The organism is Actinophytocola sp. (genome assembly GCF_036002505.1).
Taxonomy (GTDB): Bacteria; Actinomycetota; Actinomycetes; order Mycobacteriales; family Pseudonocardiaceae; genus DASYTH01.
In genome coordinates this window covers 12,180-30,894 of sequence record NZ_DASYTH010000020.1, presented here as the reverse complement: position 1 = coordinate 30,894, position 18,715 = coordinate 12,180, and the positions used below count along the sequence as shown (strand labels likewise).

Sequence of the window (18,715 nt, the reverse complement as noted above, 5' to 3'; positions counted from 1 at the left end):
CGACCCCGGAAAATGCGCCGCCCCGAACCCACTCCAAACAACAACCCCAAATACCGCACCCCGTCAACCCCGCACCCACCCCGAAGCCCCCCACCGCCCGGGTCTACCGTGCCCTAACCCACAGGTCGTACCCGGCACGTGCACCCGACCACGTACTACGATCCCCACGTCCGGTTACCACCGAGTAGCTACTCGATGCGGAGGGCTCGTGCTGGTTCGACTGATCCTCGGCCTCGTGATCACTGTGGCCGTGCTCGCCATCGCGGGCCGGCGCGCCCAGTGGCTGTTCAACCTGATCAGGTCCGGTCAGCCAGCTTACCGCGTCGACTCGATCCCCGCCCGCCTGCTGGCCCAGGTCAAGGAGGTCTTCGGCCAGCGGAAGCTGCTCAAGTGGAGTGTCCCTGGCGCCGCCCACTTCTTCACCTTCTGGGGCTTCGTCATCCTCGGCAGCGTCTACCTCGAGGCGTACGGCGCCCTCTTCGACCCGGACTTCCACATCCCGCTGATCGGCCGCTGGGCCGTCCTGGGCTTCGTCCAGGATTTCATCGCCGTCGCCGTCGTCCTCTCCCTGGCCGTGTTCACGATCATCCGGATCCGGCAGGCCCCGGAGCGCCGGCAGCGCGCCTCGAGGTTCTACGGCTCGCACACCGGCGGCGCGTGGCTCATCCTGTTCATGATCTTCAACGTGATCTGGACGATGTTCCTGTTCCGGGGCGCGTCGAGCGCAGCCGGCAACTTCCCCTACGACAATGGCGCTTTCGTCTCGCTGGGCGTGGGGAACCTGCTCGAACCCCTGGGCGGCACCCCGAACGAGTGGATCGAGTCGGTCGGCCTGCTCCTGCACATCGGCGTCATGCTGTCGTTCCTGATCATCGTGCTCTACTCCAAGCACCTCCACATTTTCATCGCCCCCATCAACGTCTCCGCCAAGCGCCTTCCGGACGGCCTCGGCCCGCTGCTTCCCATGGAGTCACACGGCAAGCCGATCGACTTCGAGGATCCGGCGGAGGACGACGTCTTCGGTCGCGGGAAAATCGAGGATTTCACCTGGAAAGGCATGCTCGATTTTGCCACCTGCACCGAATGTGGGCGGTGCCAGAGCCAGTGCCCGGCGTGGAACACCGGGAAACCGTTGTCTCCCAAGCTGGTGATCATGGATCTGCGTGATCACCTGTTCGCCAAGGCGCCGTATCTCATCGGGGGCGAGCAGGCGCCCGAGGACACTCCCGCCGAGGTGCACGACAGCGGCGACCACGTCCCGGAGTCCGGCTTCGGCCGGGTTCCCGGATCCGGGCCGGACCAGGCGGCGCGCCCGCTGGTGGGCACGCTGGAGCAGGGCGGTGTGATCGACCCCGACGTGTTGTGGTCCTGCACCACCTGCGGTGCGTGTGTCGAGCAGTGCCCGGTGGACATCGAGCATGTCGACCATATCGTCGACATGCGCCGCTACCAGGTGATGATCGAGTCGGAGTTCCCGACCGAGCTCGGCACGCTCTTCCGCAACCTGGAGAACAAGGGCAATCCCTGGGGGCAGAACAACTCCGAGCGGATGGACTGGGCCAAGGACCTTCCGTTCGAGGTGCCGGTCTTCGACGGCGAACTCGCCGAGGACACCGAGTACCTGTACTGGATCGGTTGTGCCGGCGCGTTCGACGACAACGCGAAGAAGACCGTGCGCGCCACCGCCGAACTCCTGCACATCGCCGGCGTCAAGTATGTGGTGCTGGGCAAGGAAGAGACCTGCACGGGTGATCCGGCCCGCCGTGCCGGCAACGAGTTCCTGTTCCAGATGATGGCGCAACAGACCGCGGAGATGCTCAACAGCGTGTTCGAGGTCCGCGAGCCGCTGCAGCGCAAGATCGTCACCACCTGCCCGCACTGCATGAACACGCTCGGCCGGGAGTACCCGCAACTCGAGGGCATGATCCCGTCGTTCGGTGGCACGAACGGGCATTACGAGGTGCTGCACCACACCCAACTGCTGAACCGGTTGGTGCGGGAGGGAAAGCTCACCCCGGTCAAGCCGGCGGACGGCGGCGCGCCGGTGACCTACCACGACCCGTGCTACCTGGGCCGGCACAACAAGGTGTACGAGCCGCCGCGTGAGCTGGTCGGGGCGTCCGGTGCGGCGCTCACCGAGATGCCCCGGCACGCCGACCGCGCGCTGTGCTGCGGTGCGGGTGGCGCGCGGATGTGGATGGAGGAGCACATCGGCAAGCGGATCAACCTCGAGCGGGTGGACGAGGCCATTTCCACCGGCGCGGGGGAGATCGTCACCGGCTGCCCGTTCTGCCGGGTGATGGTCACCGACGGAGTGACCCAGCGGCAGTCCGAGGACATCGGCACCGGGGTGACCGTGCGCGACGTCTCCCAACTGCTGCTGGAGTCCGTCAAACGCGGCCTGGGCTGACAACGCCGGCGACAAAGGCCCCGATTGACCGTTCAACCGGCTACGCTCTCATCTCATGCCGGCCATCGTCGGTAGGGCACGAGGGGGACAAGTGCGTTGAGATTTCGCTGGCGCCGCGCGGGCGGGGGCGATTCGGGCCCCACCCTGTGGCGCCAGCCTCCAGCGCTCGTGGGTTACTTTCTTGCCACTGAGATAATCGCCGCGGCGTTGACAATCGTGTTCGCGCTGCTGGTCCAGCCCGGTGGTGCGGAATGGCGGCAGTTCCTGGTGCTCGGCGGGCTGGCGCTGCTCCAGGCCGAGGCCAGCCGCACCATCGAGCGCGTGCGGAAAATCCACGTGAACATGATCTCGGTGTGGGGATTCGCCGGCGCGGTGGTGCTGCCGTGGTCGCTGGTCGGTGTGCTGATCATGGTCGCCGAGGTGCACCTGTGGGTGCGGGTCTGGCGCGGAATGGGCAACCGGCCGGCCTACCGCGTGGTGTTCTCCACGGCCATGTTCATGCTCAGCGCCTTCGCCGGCACCGGTGTCCTGCGGGCCGGCAATGGCGTGCTGAGCTATTACGGTTGGTCCGGCGAGGGCGGCAAAGCCATGGTGATCGCCCTGGCGGCGCTGACCTTTCTGGTGGTCAACTCCGCGATGGTGTTCGTGGCCGCGTCGCTGCACCGCCGGCCGGAAGCCCGGCTGGTCTCCCGGGCCGAATACACGCTCGAGGCCGCGACCCTCTGCCTCGGCGCGCTCGCCGGTGTGGCCGCGGCCCACTCGGCGTTCTACGTCGCGCTCGTCGTGCCGCCGGTGCTCGTGCTGCACCGCGAGGTCCTGGTCAAACAGTTCGAGGATCTCGCCGTCATCGACCACAAAACCGGCCTGCTCAACGTGGCCGCCTGGTACGACCGCGCCCGTCGCCAGCTCGCCAGAGCCGTGCGCGACGGCACCTCGTTCGGCGTCCTGATGATCGACCTCGACCATTTCAAACGCGTCAACGACACCTTCGGCCACCTCGCCGGCGACGAGGTTCTCAAGGCCATCGCCCGCCTGCTGGAAAACGAGATCCGAAAGCACGACTCCGCCGGACGTTTCGGCGGCGAGGAGTTCGCCGTCCTCGTGCCGGACTCCAGCAGACCCGAGATCCTCGCCATCGCCGAGCGATTACGCAGCCGCATCACCGAGCTGGCCCTCGCCGTCCCCACCGACACCGGCCCGCACACCGTGGCCAACCTCAGCGCCTCGATCGGCGTGACGATCTACCCCGCCGGCGGCACCACCCTCGAACAGCTTCTGCTCTGCGCCGACCGCGGCGTCTACACCGCCAAATCCAACGGCCGCAACCAGGTCGTCGTTTATCCGCAAGTTCAATACAACTAAAGGTTTCCCGGTCGGAACCCGCGGGGTTCGTGGCCCCGTGATTGGGGTTCGACCCGTGTGTTCGTGGCGAACCTTCAGCAGGGACACGGTGACGGTTTGCTGATCACCGGGCGCAACTAACCCCCACTCACCAGTCCGCGTCCGCTATGGCCTCGATGTGCCATATCTCGTTGTCGCTGCTGCCCGATGCCCATTGCAGGAGGCGGGTTCCGGCGTCGGTGCTGGCGCCTTCCACCGCGAGCATCTTGCCGGAGTGCCGGGCGACAAAGCGGTAGTGGCCCTCGCCGGCTGGTTCCGCGCGGAACTGCTGGTTCTCGCCGGTGCCGACGTCCCACTGCAGGACACCCGCGCCGTCGCCGGTCGGCTCCAGGCTGAACTTCTGGTTGTCGTCGCCGCTGGCATACCACTGCACGGCCCGGGCTCCGTTGTCGGTACCGGCGCCCGCGATGTCGATCCGCTGCCCCGAGTGCTTGGCGGTCAGCCGTGCCCGTTGCGGCAGGGTCACGTAAGCGTCGGTGATGCGAGTGTCCGGGTCCCGCATCACCCACTCGATGACCACGGTGCCGTCCAGTCGGGTCAGGGTGTACTTGTCCTCTTTGAACCAGATGGCCTCGGCGACGCGGCTACCGGCCGGGTAGGTGTGCGACACGGGAATGTAGTTGGTGGAGGACGCCGCGGCGCCGACGAAGGTGGTCGCCCGCAATCCGGTGCTGATCTGGGCGCTGAGCGAGCGGGTGAGTCCGGAAAGACCCATGGACCCGTCGAGGGCGACGGAGATGCCCACCGTCGACTGCACCGCGCTCGCATTGCCGGTGGTCAGCCCGACCTGGACCTTGTCGGCGCTGGTGCGCTGCGAGACGCCGTCGTCCTCGTCGTAGTACCCCAGACTCCAGTACCCGTGCCGGCTCAACACGTAGTAGGGATTGTCGGTAGCCTGCCGGTCCCGGGGCACCGCCGGGTCGCTGACCGTCAGGAAGGGCAGCACGACGTACCCGATCTGCTGGGGCGTGGTTCGCTCTGGGCTGGGCCGCTGGAAACCGGTCAGCCGGACCACGTCGCCGATGTCGGTCGGATCCTGGACGGTTCCCACGTCGTGCACCGTGTCGTCCTGCTTCTCCTGCTCCAGGTCCCAGACCTGGGCGGCGGCCTGATCGCCCTGCCAGAGGTAGTTCTGCTCGACCCGTGCGCCGTCGGCGGTGCTGTTGCCGACCAGGCTCAGGTACAGCCCGTTGCGCTTGTTGACCAGGTGGTAGCCGCCCTCGGGAGTCCCTAGACCGACCGCAGCCGCACCGCCTCGCCGCGCTGCCAGCAGCCGGAGAGGAATCCCACGATCTCCTCGGTGAGCCGCTCCGGCGTGGCTCGAAGCTCCACAATGGACTTGGCCTTGATGAGCCGTGCGTTGGGGAGTTCGCCGACGAGGTCGTAGGCGTCGGCGATGGCGTGGCTGTAGTCCCGGCGGTGGGCGATCACCAGGGCGGGGGCGGTGATGGCGCGGCGGTCGGGCGCGGGCGGCGCCTTGCGGCCGTAGACCAGGCCGAGCAGGACGTGCTTGCTGGGAGTGGGATCCGGGCGGAGCCAGTCGAGGATGATGTCGAGGTGGTAGGCGCCTCGGGGGACGCGCCGGGCCACCGAGCCGATGGCGCGCAACAGCGGCCGGCCGGCGGAGAACAGGGTGAGCAGCGGCGCGATCACGAAGGCCCAGAACGTCTGGGAGTCCTCGAGGACCGGCATGTCGAGCACCAGGCCGCGAACCCGCGCGGGCGCCTGGACCGCCGCCTCGAGCGCGATGTTGGCGCCGAGCGAGGTGCCGCCGATGACGGCCCGGTCGACGCCGAGCTCGTCCAGTGCGCCGAGCACGTGCCGGCCGTACAGCTCGATGGAGTGCAGCCGGCGATCCGCCGGGCGGTCGGAGTCGCCGTGCCCGAGCATGTCCAGGCAGATCACCCGGTAGCCGTGCCGAGCGAGCTCGGCGGCCAGCGGGCCGTGCATGCTGCGCCGCATCAGCAGCCCGTGCACCAGCACGACGACCTGCTCGCCGGTGCCGTAGTCGTCGTAGGCCAGCTGGTACCCGCCGACCTGCACCGAACCCGACGTGGGGGCCTGTGTGCTCATGGCCAGGAGCGTAACTCGGCGGTCGTCGGTGGACTGTGCTTCCTTGGGCACCCCCGCCTCAACGCTACGCGATCGGTCCAGGACTCGCAGTAATGAACGAAAGTTCGACCCCCCGTGTAGGGGCAACCGATTAGTTAAAGAGATAATCGCCCGATGATCACGTTGCGGATGCCGGCGGCGGACGCTGAGCACGTCTGCTTCGAGCTGTCGCCGCTGGCTGAGCTGATGCAGTCGTGGCACGTGCTGGCCGTGCCGGAGCATCATGCGCTGCAGCTGCCATGGGTGCGGCGGTGCCGGGAACTGCCGGCGAGCCTGCGGGCGGGGCTGCGGGAGTGGTCGTGGCTGGTGCGGGACGAGCCACCCAAGTTGTTCGGGGCCGGGGCGGACGGTTTGGTCTCCAGGTTCGCCGACGAGTTGGACCGGGTCGCCGCACTGCCCGCCGACCGCGTCGCCGAGGAGCTGACCCGGGCGGTCGAGCTGGCCGGTGACCCGGACGGGGAGCGGCTGCACCGGGTCAAGGACGATCCGGTGGCGGTGCTCAACGAGGTGCTCGGCCTGGTGGAGCGGTACTGGCGGGCCGGGTTCGCCGAGGAGTGGCGGGCTCTCGAGCCACGGATGCTGGACGCCGTGGCCGACGCCGGGTCGGCCATGACGGCCGGCGTGCTGCCGGCGCTCGACACGCTCGTGCCGGCGGCGACGGTGAACCAGCGCGCGCGCACGCTCAGGCTGGACCGGCCGCACGACCACCGGGTGGACCTCGCCGAGCGCGGCCCGCTCCGCCTCAGCCCGAGCTTCTTCGCCTGGCCGCACGTGCGGATCACCTGCGACGAGCCGTGGCCGCCGCGGCTGACCTACCCGGTGGTCCCACCGAGCCGGGGCGCCCGGCGCACCGAGCCGGCCATGGTCCTGGCCCGGCTCCGCGCCCTCGCCGCCCAGCCCCGTCTCGACATTCTCCGCCTCCTGCGCGAGCAACCACGCAGCACGCAGGAGCTTTCCCGCATCCTCGGCATGTCCGGCGCCGCGGTGTCCGGCCACCTCCGCAAGCTCCTCGGCGCCGACCTCGTGCACGCCCACCGCGACGGCTACTACGTCCTCTACCAGGTCGCCCCGCAGGCCATCGACGACCTCGCCACGCAACTCGTCGCCCTAGGCTGAGCGCGTGACGGTCAACCTCCCGTCCCCGTGCGTGGTGGTGCTGGCCGGGCCGGGTGCGTCCGGGAAGTCGAGCTGGGCGGCGGAGCACTTCGCCGCCGACGCGATCGTGTCCAGCGACCGGCTGCGCGCGCTGGCCGGGGCGGGGGAGGACGACATCACCGCGAGCACGGACGCGTTCGCGCTGCTCGAGCAGGTTGTCGCGGTACGCATGCGGAGAAGGCTCACCACGGTGATCGACACGCTCGGGTTGGACACCGAGCGGCGCCGGGCGTGGCGGGAGCTGGCGCGCCGGCACGACCTGCCGTGCGTCGTGGTCGCGTTCGACACCCCGGCCGCCGAGTGCCGGGCGCGCAACCGGGGCCGGGCCAAGCGGATCCCGGCGGACGCGCTCACCGTCCAGCTGCGCTCCTGGCGCCAGGTCCGCGACCTGCTCGCCACCGAAGGGTTCGACGAAGTCCTGACGCCGCAACCCATCCGCGTGGTGCCGGCGGCCTTCGTGGACACCGCGGCGGCTGCGGTCCGGCAGCGGGAGCGGCCGGCCGGGCTGCGGTTCGGCCTGCACCTGTCGAGCTTCACCTTCGACGGCGGCACCCCGGCCACCGCCGAGCGGCTGCGCGAGATCGCCGCGGCCGCCGAGGAGACCGGCTTCGACGCGCTCTACGTGATGGACCACTTCCGGCAGATCCCGCAGGTCGGCCGGGCGTGGGACAACTTCCTGGAGAGCTACACCACGCTCGCCTACCTCGCCGCCTGCACGCGAACGGCCGAGCTCGGCGCGCTGGTCACCGGCGTGACCTACCGCAACGTCGCGCACCTCGGCAAGATCGTCGCCACGCTGGACGTGCTCAGCGGCGGGCGCGCGATGTGCGGGCTCGGCCTGGCCTGGTTCAGGGCCGAGCACACCGCGTACGGCTGGGACTTCCCGCCGACCAGCCAGCGCTACGCCCTGCTCGAGGACGCGCTGCGCCTCCTTCCGCTGCTGTGGGGCAAAGGGAGCCCGTCGTTCGAGGGCAACGTGATCTCCGTGCCGGAGGCGGCCTGCTACCCGCGCCCGCTCCGGGAGCACGTGCCGGTCATCCTGGGCGGCGGCGGGGAGCGCCGGACCCTGCGCCTGGCCGCCCGGCACGCCGACGCCGCCAACGTCCTCGGCGACCTGGACACCGTGCGCCGCAAGGCATCCGTGCTCCGTGCGCACTGCGCCGAGGCCGGCCGCGACCCGGAAACCGTGGCCCTGACCCACCTCTGCACCGCGCTCGTCGGCACGGACGACCGCGAGCTGGCCGCGTCCGTCGAACGCCTCCGCCCACAGCGCGTCGATTCCGCGAAGTACGCCGAATCCGTCAACGCCGGCACCGTCGACGACCACATCGGACGGTTCCGCGCACTGGCCGAGGCAGGCGTCAACGAGGTGATGGTGCGGCTACCCGACCTCACCGGCCCCGAGCCCCTGACCCGCATGGCCAAGGTCATCGCTGCCTTCCGCTGACCGCGGGTGGAGGTGGAGCGGGCGGACGGCGGGTGGGGTGAAGCCGAGAATCTGACCGTAGAAGGACAGTTCGGCCTCCAGGCACGTGATGATGGTGTCCGCTTTGCGGAAGCCGTGTGATTCTTCGGGAAATGCGAGGTGGGCGTGCCGGATGCGATGGGCGGTCAGCTCGGCCACGACGGCTGCCGACTGGGCCGGTGGAACGACGGGATCCTCCATGCCCTGCAACAGAAGTATGGGGCAGGTGGTCGGTCCGGTGTGGCCGAGCGCGGAACGCTCGCGATACGTTGCGGCGGCTTCCGGAAACGGGCCGATCAGGCCGTCGAGGTAGCGTGACTCGAAATCGTGGGTTTGGCCGGGCAGGGCGGACAGGTCCGCGACGCCGAAATACGAGACGGCGGCCGCGAAGACGGCACCGTGCCGCCGAGCCCCGGTGGTCACCGCGGCGAGGGCGCTGGCTCCGCCGGCTGACGGGCCGCGGACGGCCAGCCGGTGCGGGTCGGCCATGCCCAGGTCGGCGAGGGCACGCGCGGCGGCTACCAGGTCCGCGACGTCGACAATGCCCCACTGCTGGCGCAGCCGTTCCCGGTAGGCGCGGCCGTACCCGCTCGATCCGCCGTAGTTCACCTCGACAACGCCGATGCCCCGGCTGGTGAAGTAGGCCTTCGCCAGTTCGAGGGTGGCGACCGCACGACCGGTCGGGCCCCCGTGTGCCCAGACCACGTAGGGCGGCAACGTCCCGGCCGGTGCGGTCACCACCGGGTTACCGGGCGGGTAGACGAGCGCGTGGACCGGCGCGCCGGACTCGCCGGGGAACTCGACCTGGCTCGGGCGCGGCAGAAGATCTTCATGCGGCAGGTTGGCGATCTCGGTCCGCAAGGGCTCGGCGGTTCCGGCCTCGCAGTCGATGCGGAGCACGGCGGACGGCCGGGTGGGACCCCCCGCCACGCAGGCCAGCATGGTGCCATCGGCGGACAGCGCCGGGTCGAACTCCGCGAACGGAGTGTCCAGGTCGGTCAGTGCCCCGGTCGCCGGGTCGAGGAGGCCGAGGCGTGCCTCGCCGACGCCGTGCAGCACGGCGAGCCGGCCATCGGCCAGCATTGCGAGCGTCCGCTCACCCAGCATCCACGGGGGCTCGGCGAACTCTTCCGCGGCCGGGTGGACAGCCTGCGGCGGCTGCCCGAGGCAGGTATCGATCCGATGGACGTTCCACCAGCCCGATCGGTCGGACAGGGCGTACACAGTGGTGTCGTCGCGCCAGCAGGGTGCGAGCACCGACTCCATCGGACCGCCCATGATCACCTGGCCGGCGGACGGTTGCCCGGTGTCGGCCGGCCCGACTCGCAACTCGGTGCCGTCCCACGGCATGTTCGGATGGTTCCAGCAGATCCACGCCAGCATCCGGCCGTCGGGCGACGGGGTGGGAAAGGCGAAGAAGTCGGCTCCGACCGCAAGCTCGCGTACCGCGCCGGGGTCGGTGGCGGCGGAACCGTCCAGCGGCACGGAGACGATGGCGCGACGCACGGACCCGGACGCCTCGTGCCGCTCACGGACACACCACACCGAGTGCCGGTCCGGTGAGAGTACGAAATCCGCGTAGCGGAGGCTGGCCGGCTCGTCCGGTTCGGGAGTCAGTGCTCGCACCGGCGTGACGCCATTCCCAGGTGCCAGCACGGTGAGGTGGAGCCGCTGGTCGGAGTGGTCGGCGAAGACGATTCCCCACTCGTCCTCCGCCGGCACCGGCAGGTACGACCGGCCGCCGTACTCGTGCACCCGTGTCCTGGCATCCCACGGCGCCGGCAGCCAGCGAACCTCGCCGTCAGCGGTATGGCAGACGATCGTGGTGCGGCCCGCTTCTTCCGGGCGGGTCTCCTGCCACCACACGTGACCTGCGGCGACCGTCGGAAATGCGAGTCCAAGCTTGGCGCGGGCCACGTCCGAGGCGCTGATCGGGGATGGCCATTCACCGTAGGGAACTACCGCGGGCTCTGCCGCATCCGGAGATTCCTCGTGCACGCTGCCTCCCGGAGACCTGGTGATCTCTCATGCACGGCCTCGGCACGCTGCCAGCCGCGTGCCTCGCGCAGGGCCAGCCGAGGAAGGTGGCCCTGCGCCGGACGATGTCGTCAGCAGAGCACCATGACGGTGGCCTGGACGAACTTGTCGTTCTGGTAGGCGGCCATGGCCGGCGCGAACGCCTCGGCCGCAGTCTTGGGCGCGGGAACGGGGCCCGACACGGTGAAGTCGCGCTCGGCCTCGAGCGTGGCCTTGACCTGCTCACCCGGGCAGTGCACGCCGCGGTTGGTCACCAGCACGTCGGTGACGAGGGTGACGAGGTCACTGATGTTGTCCTCGTCCCACGCCGCGACGGTGCCCTCGGTGTCCTCGAGGTTGAACCGCTCGTAGACGCGGGCCTCGGCCTGGCCGTCACCCTGGATCATGAGCATGTAGACGCGGCGCTCCACCAGGTCGGTCGGCAGGTTCGCGAGGTTGCTCGCCACCAGTTCCGGCGAGCCCATGAAGGTGTGTGACTGGCAGTCCCACGTGAAGGCGCCACACTTCTGGACGGTGAGCTCGGAACGTGCGGGTGTGGTAATCGCTTGTGTATTCATCAGATTCTCAATTCTCCAGATTGGCTGGTGCCCGGTCGATTAACCGGTCGCCCTGGACGATCCGATGTTAAGCGGTCACGCACTGCCGGGGCTTCTCTCAGTGTGCGGATCTACTGGCCGAAGGGTGGACATCGTCAGGACTGATCATGAAAATCTCACCCCAAGCTCATGAGCTATTCACCTGCTCGATCGGGGTAGCTTTCGTCGAAATGGCGGGATCCGCCGATAGAATAGTCTGACAAATGGATCAATTTGATCGCCGCCGGCGGAGGTAGGCACGATGCAGGCACTGACGAACTATCGCACCGCACTCTCGTACGCCGGCGTGCCCAGGGTGATGGCGTCGTCCTTCGTCTGCCGGCTGCTGGCCGGCATGGTCAGCCTGTCTCTCCTGCTCGCCGCCCAGCGCGAAACCGGCAGCTACGCCATCGCCGGCGCCGTGACCGCCGCCTATGCGGTGGCGCTGGCCTTCACCTCACCGATGTGGGGGCGGGTGGCCGACCGGCGCGGCCCGCGGGCCGCGCTCGCCATCGCGACCTTGCTGCAGTCACCGGCTTTCGCGCTCTTCGTGCTGCTCGGCGTGACGCATGCTCCAGCGGTCCCGCTGGTGGCCGCGGCGTTTCTCGCCGGGGCCTGCACGCCGCCGGGCTCCGCCGTCGCCAACACCGTGTTCGTCCGGTCGGTCCCGGACGAACAGGCCCGGCGCACGCTGTTCGCGCTGTCGGGGCTGCTGACCGAAAGCGTGTTCATCGTCGGCCCGCTGATCGTCGCGGGCGTGGTGCTCCTGCTGGCCCCGATCCACGCCGTCGTGGTCTGCGCGATCACCTCCTCGGCCGGCGTGTGGTGGCTGCGCGGGGCGGCGGCCGTGCGGGCAATGGACAGCGACCGGCCGACCCTGACCACCCGGATCGGCCTGCTGTCGAACTGGCGGCAGGCCCACATCATGCTGGTCGTGGTGCTGGGGGCGTTCGCCATCGGCGCGTTCGAGGTTTCCGTGGTCGCCCATGCGGGCGAGCTGAACGCGAGCGCCGGGGTGTTGCTCGCCGTCGTGGCCATCGGTGGCGCTGCCGGTAGTTTCCTGTACGGCGGAGCGAAACTTCCCGGCTCCCTGGTCGCCCAGCTGGCAGTGGCGATGACCCTCTTCGGTGTCTGCATCCTCGCCATGGGCTTCGGTCCGGGGCTGATCGCCAGTTCGGTGTTGCTCTTCGCGATCGGCATGGTGAACGGTCCGGCCGACGCGCTCCAGTCGCTGCTGGTCGGGGAGTACAGCCCGAGAGAGGGTCAGTCCCAGGCGTTCGCCCTCCTCAACTCGTCGAACTGGGTCGGTTTCGCGGCGGGCAGCGCGGCCGGTGGAGCCCTGGTGCAGCACGTCTCGGTAGGTTTCGGGGCCGCGGCCGCCGCCCTCGCGACGCTTGCCGCGGCGGCATCGCTCCTGGTTCCCCTCTCGATGGCCCGCCGCCTCCGCCCGGTTCCCGTTTCCGCGCGATGACGTTCGAGATTGGTGAGCACCATGCCGGGTATCCAGTATTACGCCTTTGTCGGCACGCCCGCCGACGTGGCCGTCAGGCTGTACCAGTTGCCGAAAGACGTGGTGGCGGACGTCTTCTACACTCTGCTCGTGCAGGGCGACGAGCTGGCCGGAATTCACGTGTTCACCCGTGCGGCGGCCGGTGACCGGGAGGGAATTGTGCACGCGTGGGAGGGGGCGAGCCTGGACACGCTACCGGACCGCGTTCTCGCCCTCGCACTGTCCGCCGAGCCGGGCCCCGCCCTGCGCGAGAAGATTCACACACTGCTGCGGGATCACGGCGAATTCGCCGACCTCGGTGTCGTGCCGTGCCCACCCACCCCGCGCGGCGCCTTCGGCCACCCGATCCGCCCCTACGCCGCCGGTGGGACCATCCGCGCCATCGTCGTGGCCGCCTAACGCCCGTCCTTCACCGCGCCGATACCGCTGTCGTACTCGGCGGCGACCTTCTTCGGCACGCACATCCGCCAGGCGTCGGTGATGAGCTCGCGCATCTCGTCCGCGTCGAGCAGGGCCAGTCGCACCCGCACCCACTGGTAGCGCTCGTCGGCGGGCAGCGGCGGCAGGAACTTCTCCGGGTCACTGGCGATCAGCCCGGCGCGCTCCTCCCGGGGAAACCCGAATCCCATGATCGTCTCATCGCGGGAGAACGCCGCGAACACGATCTGCCCGACCCGGAACTTCACCCGGTCGCGGACCAGCGCCTCATACGCCCTGGGCAGCGCCAGCGCGACCGCGCGAACGTCATCGATGGTGACCACGCCGCGGACGCTACCCCAGGGGTCCGACAACCAGCCGTTCTCCAGCCGGGCTTGTCCACAGTCCGGGTCGGGTCGCGCATTCTGAGCTTTTCGGGATCAAGAGGAGGCCGCAGACGTGACCGCGGGTGAACCGGTCAGGATCGACCGGGTGGTGATCAGGTTCGCCGGCGACTCCGGTGACGGCATGCAGTTGACCGGTGACAGGTTCACCTCCGAGGCCGCCGCGTTCGGCAACGACCTCGCCACCCTGCCGAACTTCCCCGCCGAGATCCGCGCACCCGCCGGCACCCTCCCCGGCGTGTCGAGCTTCCAGCTCCATTTCGCCGACCACGACATCCTCACCCCGGGGGACCGGCCGGACGTGCTGGTCGTGATGAACCCCGCGGCGCTCAAGTCCAACGTGGCCGACCTGCCGCCGGGCGGCGTCATCATCGTCAACACCGACGAGTTCACCCCGCGCAACCTGAGCAAGGTCGGCTACGCCGGCAACCCGCTCGAGGACGGTTCGCTCGACCGCTTCCAGGTGCACGAGGTGGCGATGGCCACCCTGACCCAGGGCGCGCTCGCCGGCACCGGGCTGTCCAAGAAGGACGCCGAGCGGTCCAAGAACATGTTCGCCCTGGGCCTGCTGTCCTGGATGTACAACCGGCCCACCGAGGGCACCGAGCGGTTCCTGCGGGAGAAGTTCGCCCGCAAGCCGGACATCGCCGAGGCCAACGTCCTGGCGTTCCGGGCCGGCTGGAACTACGGCGAGACCACCGAGTCCTTCGCCGTCACCTACGAGGTCGCGCCCGCCGCGCTCCCGTCCGGCACCTACCGGCAGATCACCGGGAACACCGCGCTGTCGTACGGGATCGTGGCCGCCGCGCGCCGGTCCGGCCGGCCGGTGGTGCTCGGCTCGTACCCGATCACGCCGGCCAGCGACATCCTGCACGAGCTGAGCCGGCACAAGAACTTCGGCGTCACCACCATCCAGGCCGAGGATGAGATCGCCGGGGTGTGCGCGGCCCTCGGCGCCTCATTCGGCGGCGCGCTCGGCGTCACCTCCACGTCCGGCCCCGGCCTCACCCTCAAGTCGGAGACCATCGGCCTCGCGGTGATGACCGAGCTGCCGCTGCTGGTGATCGACGTGCAGCGTGGCGGCCCGTCCACCGGCCTGCCGACCAAGACCGAGCAGGCCGACCTGCTGCAGGCCATGTTCGGCCGCAACGGCGAATGCCCGGTGCCCATCCTCGCGCCGCGGTCGCCGGCCGACTGCTTCGGCATCGCCCTCGACGCCGCCCGGATCGCGCTCACCTACCGCACCCCGGTCCTGCTGCTCTCCGACGGGTACCTGGCCAACGGCTCGGAGCCGTGGCTCATCCCCGACGTGGACTCGTTGCCGGACCTCAGCGTCACGTTCGCCACCGAGCCGAACGGCCCGGACGTGCACTGGCCCTACGTCCGCGACCCGGAGACGCTCGCCCGCGAGTGGGCGATCCCCGGCACACCCGGCCTGCAGCACCGGATCGGCGGGCTGGAGAAGGCCGACGGCACCGGCGACATCTCCTACGACCCGGACAACCACGACCGCATGGTCCGGCTCCGGCAGTCCAAAGTAGACGGAATCACGGTGCCGGATCTGATCGTCGACGACCCGTCCGGCAGCGCGGACATTCTGGTGCTGGGCTGGGGATCCACCTACGGCCCGATCGGCGCGGCCTGTCGCCGGGTGCGCCGCGCGGGCCACCGGATCGCGCAGGCACACCTGCGGCACCTCAACCCGTTCCCGCGCAACCTCGGCGAGGTGCTGCGTCGCTACCGGCGCGTCGTCGTGCCGGAGATGAACCTCGGCCAGCTCGCCCTGCTGCTGCGTGCCCGCTACCTCGTGGACGTGGTGTCCCACACCAAGGTGGCCGGCGCGCCGTTCCGGGCCGACGAGCTGCGCTCGGTATTCGAGGAGGGGATGGCGGCATGAAGCTTGCGGAATGCCGGGCGAGGGAGTTGGCCTACCGCGACGAGGGTAGGCCGAGGAACGAGGTCTGCCCGAGGAGTGGTCCGGTGACCCACCGCCTGAGGCGACCCACGACATCGGCCAACATTCCCGAGCTGGAGGGCACAGCATGACGGCCACCGACCTCGGAATGCCCGGCCTGGCCGGGGTCCCGACGAGCGACGACAAGCAGTCCATCAAGGACTACAAGTCCGACCAGGAGGTCCGCTGGTGCCCCGGCTGCGGGGACTACGTGGTGCTCAGCATCGTGCAGAGCTTCCTGCCGACCCTGGGCCTGCGTCGCGAGAACATCGTGTTCATCTCCGGCATCGGCTGCTCCTCGCGGTTTCCGTACTACCTCAACACGTACGGCATGCACTCCATCCACGGCCGCGCCCCGGCGATCGCCACCGGCCTCGCCGTGGCCCGCCCGGACCTGTCCGTCTGGGTGGTCACCGGAGACGGCGACGCGTTGTCGATCGGCGGCAACCACCTGATCCACACCCTGCGGCGCAACGTGAACCTCAAGATCCTGCTGTTCAACAACCGGATCTACGGGCTGACCAAGGGCCAGTACTCACCCACCTCGGAACCCGGCAAGGTCACCAAGTCCACCCCGATGGGCTCCCTCGACCACCCCTTCAACCCGGTCTCCCTCGCCCTCGGCGCGGACGCCACGTTCGTCGCCCGCACCCTCGACTCCGACCGCGCCCAGCTCACCGAGATCCTCACCGCCGCCGCCACCCACCGGGGCAGCGCCTTCGTCGAGATCTACCAGAACTGCCCCATCTTCAACGACGGCGCCTTCGATGTCCTGAAAGACCAAGGAGAACGCGAGCACCGCCTCATCCCGCTCAGCCACGGCCAGCCCATCCGGTTCGGCCCCAACGAGGAATACGGTGTCGTCCGCAGCGGCCTCGCCGGCCTCGACGTCGCCCGCATCGACGACGTCGGCGACGACGCCGTCATCAAACACGATGCCACCCTGGACGACCCCAGCTACGCCTTCGCCCTCTCCCGCCTGTCCACCCAGGACCTCTCGCACACGGTCACCGGCATCTTCCGCAACGTCACCCGTCCCACCTACGACGACCAGGCCCGCGCCCAACTCGCCGAAGCCGCCGCCACCCGTCCACCCGACCTGCAGGCCCTCCTCCGCGGCAAGGACACCTGGACGGTTGCTTGAGCGGGGTGGCAATGCCCTGAAGGCGGCCTTCGGGACGTTGAACGCCTCGAAGGCGGCCTTCAGGGCATTAGGCCGCGTCGTCCAGCGTGCTGTGCCGGGTGCGCAGCTCCTCACCGTCCGGGACGAGGAGGTCCTCGCGCACCGACTCGGTGTCGGGGCCGGCGACCACGAGCCGGTAGAACCGCGTGGGCTCACCGCGCTCGGAGCCCGTGTCCACGGTCAGCAACGTGCGGCGGCGTGCTCGGCCCATGGTTTCTCCTTCCACAGACCCGCAGCATGCGGAGCGTCCCTCAAGGCTGACTAAACCCGGGGTCAATCCGGCAGGTGTGGACGTTCACACGGATTCGAGCCGATCACCATGCGCGTTGATCACCGTCGGGCTCGTTCCGGCAGCGCCGAGCGAACGGGGGATCGCGTGCCCACCACGACCGCCGCCCATGTCACGGTCTTTCCCGACCGTGGCAACGATGAGCGATTACAGCGCGATCTGTCCACTGTGGTGCACTGGCTGCACCGGTATGTGAGCGAGCCGTTGCCGCACATCGGCCGGTCCGGCCCGGTGTGCCCGTTCGTGCCGGCCGCGCTGAGCGACGACGCGGTGCGGTTCAGCTTCCACTACGGCGTCGACGGACGGGACCCGGACGAACTGATCACGTTGCTGGACAACGAACTTGACGCGTTCGACCGAACCGCGCCGCCGGTCGGCCGGGCTGGCACGTCGCTGGCGAGTTTGATCGTCGCGCTGCCGGACACCGGCCAGGACGGTTGGGTGATCATGGACGAGATCTATGAGCGGCTCAAGGAGATCGCCGTCAGCCGCGGGCTGATGGTCGGTCAGTTCCACCCGGCCTGCGACGAGCGGGCGGTGCGCAACCCCGGGTTCCGGGTTTCCCGCTCGCCCATCGGCTTGTTCGCGGTGCGCCGGATGGCCCCGCACGACGTGCTGTTCCTGCACGGCGACGCCCGGTGGTTCCGGGTCTACCGGGAACGGTTCGGCGCGCACTTCAGCCGGGGCAAGGTGCGCGACCCGCTGATGCGCGAGCTGTACCGGAAGGCGACGCAAGTCCCTATGTGCCCAGCGGTCTTCGAGGACGCCTCCAGCGCCGGTGAGCAAAATCACCGGATAGCCACAGCGGCGCTCACCAACGGAACGGAGCGACGACCATGGCGGAGCTGAGGATCCGAACCGCACGGCACACGGTCCGGGTGGCCGCGCCTCCGAAGCGGGTCTTCCAGCTGATCACGGACGCGCACCGGTGGCCGCAGGTCTTCGACCTCGTGGTGTCCGCCGAGCACCTGTCGTTCAGCGGCGGCACCGAGACGGTCCGGTTGTGGGAGCTGATCGACGGCCAGGTGCAGAGCTACGTCTCGCACCGCGAGGCCAGCGCGCACCGCCTGCAGCTACGGTTCCGGCACGACGAGGCGCCGGAGCCGATCACCTCGATGGGCGGCGTGTGGCTGGTGCTGCCCAAGGGAAACGGCTCGCTGGTCGCGCTCGACCACTACTACCGGGTGGCCGGCGACGACGCCACGGCGGCGGAGTGCGCCGGCCTGGCCGTCGAGCAGAGCAGCGTCGCGATGCTCACCGCCCTGCGTGAGGTCGCCGAGCTGGACGGCGACCTCGACCGGCTCTGGGTCTCCGGCACGGACAGCGTGGACATCGACGGCGATGCCGGCGACGTGTACGAGTTCCTGGCCCGCGCCCACGACTGGCCGCAGCGGCTGCCGCACGTGCACCGGTTGACCGTCGACGAGGAAGTGTTCGACATCCAGCACCTCGAGGCCCAGATCCGGCTGCCGAACGGCTCGCTGCACGCCACCAGCACCGTCCGGGTCTGCTTCCCCGAGATGCGCATCGTGTACAAGATGACCAGGCCACCGGCGATCATGCGGGCGCACACCGGCACGTTCACGGTGGCCGCGCACGGGCACGGGGTACGGGCCACCGCCCACAACACCGTTCTCCTGCACCGCGAGCGGTTCACCGAGCTGCTCGGCGAACAGTCCACTGTGGAGGATGCCAGGGCGGCCGTGCGGGAGGTGCTGCGCACGATCAGCCTGAGCACCCTCGGCCGGGCCAAGGGGTTCGCCGAGGCCCGCCGCCCCACCTGGGTCGAGGGCGCCGCCTGAC

General features: G+C 69.6%; 16 protein-coding genes and 1 pseudogene. 10 read left to right on the top strand and 7 right to left on the bottom strand.

Going from position 1 to position 18,715, the window contains the following annotated elements; translation table 11 throughout:
- Positions 1–208 precede the first annotated feature (208 nt).
- Complete coding sequence (locus VGR06_RS00865) at positions 209–2,410, top strand: (Fe-S)-binding protein (protein ID WP_327556965.1); 2,202 nt, start codon at positions 209–211, stop codon at positions 2,408–2,410.
- 216 nt (positions 2,411–2,626) lie between these two features.
- On the top strand, positions 2,627–3,772 hold the full coding sequence (locus VGR06_RS00860; protein ID WP_327556967.1) for a GGDEF domain-containing protein: 1,146 nt from the start codon (positions 2,627–2,629) through the stop codon (positions 3,770–3,772).
- Between the two features lie 127 nt (positions 3,773–3,899).
- Here the strand turns inward: VGR06_RS00860 and VGR06_RS00855 are convergent, their stop codons facing one another.
- The 3 genes and pseudogenes from VGR06_RS00855 to VGR06_RS00850 all read right to left on the bottom strand — a co-directional run bounded on the left by VGR06_RS00855 (position 3,900) and on the right by VGR06_RS00850 (position 5,884).
- Positions 3,900–4,862 carry an RICIN domain-containing protein gene (locus VGR06_RS00855; protein ID WP_327556964.1) on the bottom strand — a complete coding sequence of 321 codons (963 nt, stop codon included), beginning with the start codon at positions 4,860–4,862 and terminating at the stop codon, positions 3,900–3,902.
- Between the two features lie 27 nt (positions 4,863–4,889).
- A pseudogene (locus VGR06_RS43755) lies at positions 4,890–5,081 on the bottom strand (RICIN domain-containing protein); the annotation flags it as partial.
- Positions 5,042–5,884: an alpha/beta hydrolase gene (locus VGR06_RS00850; RefSeq protein ID WP_327556963.1), complete on the bottom strand. Its 843-nt coding sequence runs from the start codon at positions 5,882–5,884 to the stop codon at positions 5,042–5,044. The pseudogene VGR06_RS43755 and the gene VGR06_RS00850, both read right to left, overlap by 40 nt.
- Positions 5,885–6,037: 153 nt before the next feature.
- Here VGR06_RS00850 and VGR06_RS00845 point away from each other — a divergent pair, with 153 nt between their 5' ends.
- Both VGR06_RS00845 and VGR06_RS00840 read left to right on the top strand, forming a co-directional pair.
- The gene (locus VGR06_RS00845) at positions 6,038–7,039 is read left to right on the top strand and encodes an ArsR/SmtB family transcription factor (RefSeq protein WP_327556962.1); all 1,002 of its coding nucleotides are present in this window, start codon (positions 6,038–6,040) and stop codon (positions 7,037–7,039) included.
- A gap of 4 nt (positions 7,040–7,043) precedes the next feature.
- Complete coding sequence (locus tag VGR06_RS00840) at positions 7,044–8,525, top strand: TIGR03560 family F420-dependent LLM class oxidoreductase (protein ID WP_327556961.1); 1,482 nt, start codon at positions 7,044–7,046, stop codon at positions 8,523–8,525.
- Here VGR06_RS00840 and VGR06_RS00835 read toward each other — a convergent pair.
- Positions 8,460–10,409, bottom strand: a complete 1,950-nt coding sequence (locus VGR06_RS00835) for a S9 family peptidase (protein WP_327556960.1) — start codon at positions 10,407–10,409, stop codon at positions 8,460–8,462. The two genes, VGR06_RS00840 and VGR06_RS00835, sit on opposite strands and share 66 nt — an antisense overlap.
- A gap of 242 nt (positions 10,410–10,651) precedes the next feature.
- A complete protein-coding gene (locus VGR06_RS00830) occupies positions 10,652–11,137 on the bottom strand; it encodes a hypothetical protein (protein ID WP_327556959.1) in 486 nt (161 codons plus the stop codon).
- Between the two features lie 280 nt (positions 11,138–11,417).
- Between VGR06_RS00830 and VGR06_RS00825 the strand changes: the two genes are divergently transcribed.
- Together VGR06_RS00825 and VGR06_RS00820 are read left to right on the top strand one after the other, a co-directional pair.
- Complete coding sequence (locus tag VGR06_RS00825; RefSeq protein ID WP_327556958.1) at positions 11,418–12,626, top strand: MFS transporter; 1,209 nt, start codon at positions 11,418–11,420, stop codon at positions 12,624–12,626.
- A 21-nt stretch (positions 12,627–12,647) separates the two neighbouring features.
- Entirely contained in the window at positions 12,648–13,064 is a 417-nt protein-coding gene (locus tag VGR06_RS00820; RefSeq protein ID WP_327556957.1) for a hypothetical protein, read from the top strand.
- On the opposite strand, the gene VGR06_RS00815 is transcribed toward VGR06_RS00820, so the two are convergent.
- Positions 13,061–13,426: an MmcQ/YjbR family DNA-binding protein gene (locus VGR06_RS00815; RefSeq protein WP_327556956.1), complete on the bottom strand. Its 366-nt coding sequence runs from the start codon at positions 13,424–13,426 to the stop codon at positions 13,061–13,063. The genes VGR06_RS00820 and VGR06_RS00815 overlap by 4 nt on opposite strands.
- Positions 13,427–13,541: 115 nt before the next feature.
- Here VGR06_RS00815 and VGR06_RS00810 point away from each other — a divergent pair, with 115 nt between their 5' ends.
- Positions 13,542–15,383 carry a 2-oxoacid:acceptor oxidoreductase subunit alpha gene (locus tag VGR06_RS00810; protein WP_327556955.1) on the top strand — a complete coding sequence of 614 codons (1,842 nt, stop codon included), beginning with the start codon at positions 13,542–13,544 and terminating at the stop codon, positions 15,381–15,383.
- A gap of 145 nt (positions 15,384–15,528) precedes the next feature.
- Positions 15,529–16,584: a 2-oxoacid:ferredoxin oxidoreductase subunit beta gene (locus VGR06_RS00805; RefSeq protein WP_327556954.1), complete on the top strand. Its 1,056-nt coding sequence runs from the start codon at positions 15,529–15,531 to the stop codon at positions 16,582–16,584.
- Positions 16,585–16,651: 67 nt separating this feature from the next.
- Here VGR06_RS00805 and VGR06_RS00800 read toward each other — a convergent pair whose 3' ends face one another.
- Entirely contained in the window at positions 16,652–16,834 is a 183-nt protein-coding gene (locus VGR06_RS00800; RefSeq protein WP_327556953.1) for a hypothetical protein, read from the bottom strand.
- Between the two features lie 165 nt (positions 16,835–16,999).
- On the opposite strand from VGR06_RS00800, the gene VGR06_RS00795 reads away from it, so the two are divergent.
- Both VGR06_RS00795 and VGR06_RS00790 read left to right on the top strand, forming a co-directional pair.
- Positions 17,000–17,761, top strand: coding sequence for a DUF6875 domain-containing protein (locus VGR06_RS00795; RefSeq protein ID WP_327556952.1), 762 nt, complete (start codon positions 17,000–17,002; stop codon positions 17,759–17,761).
- Positions 17,749–18,714, top strand: coding sequence for an SRPBCC family protein (locus VGR06_RS00790; RefSeq protein WP_327556951.1), 966 nt, complete (start codon positions 17,749–17,751; stop codon positions 18,712–18,714). The genes VGR06_RS00795 and VGR06_RS00790 overlap by 13 nt, the downstream gene beginning before the upstream one ends.
- Position 18,715: the final 1 nt, after the last annotated feature.

What these genes read in the sequence shown, in the direction of transcription:
- VGR06_RS00850 (WP_327556963.1), bottom strand. Translation starts at nt 5,884, where the DNA reads ATGAGCACACAGGCCCCCACGTCGGGTTCGGTGCAGGTCGGCGGGTAC.
- VGR06_RS00845 (WP_327556962.1), top strand. Translation starts at nt 6,038, where the DNA reads ATGATCACGTTGCGGATGCCGGCGGCGGACGCTGAGCACGTCTGCTTC.
- VGR06_RS00830 (WP_327556959.1), bottom strand. Translation starts at nt 11,137, where the DNA reads ATGAATACACAAGCGATTACCACACCCGCACGTTCCGAGCTCACCGTC.
- VGR06_RS00825 (WP_327556958.1), top strand. Translation starts at nt 11,418, where the DNA reads ATGCAGGCACTGACGAACTATCGCACCGCACTCTCGTACGCCGGCGTG.
- VGR06_RS00820 (WP_327556957.1), top strand. Translation starts at nt 12,648, where the DNA reads ATGCCGGGTATCCAGTATTACGCCTTTGTCGGCACGCCCGCCGACGTG.
- VGR06_RS00805 (WP_327556954.1), top strand. Translation starts at nt 15,529, where the DNA reads ATGACGGCCACCGACCTCGGAATGCCCGGCCTGGCCGGGGTCCCGACG.
- VGR06_RS00800 (WP_327556953.1), bottom strand. Translation starts at nt 16,834, where the DNA reads ATGGGCCGAGCACGCCGCCGCACGTTGCTGACCGTGGACACGGGCTCC.
- VGR06_RS00790 (WP_327556951.1), top strand. Translation starts at nt 17,749, where the DNA reads ATGGCGGAGCTGAGGATCCGAACCGCACGGCACACGGTCCGGGTGGCC.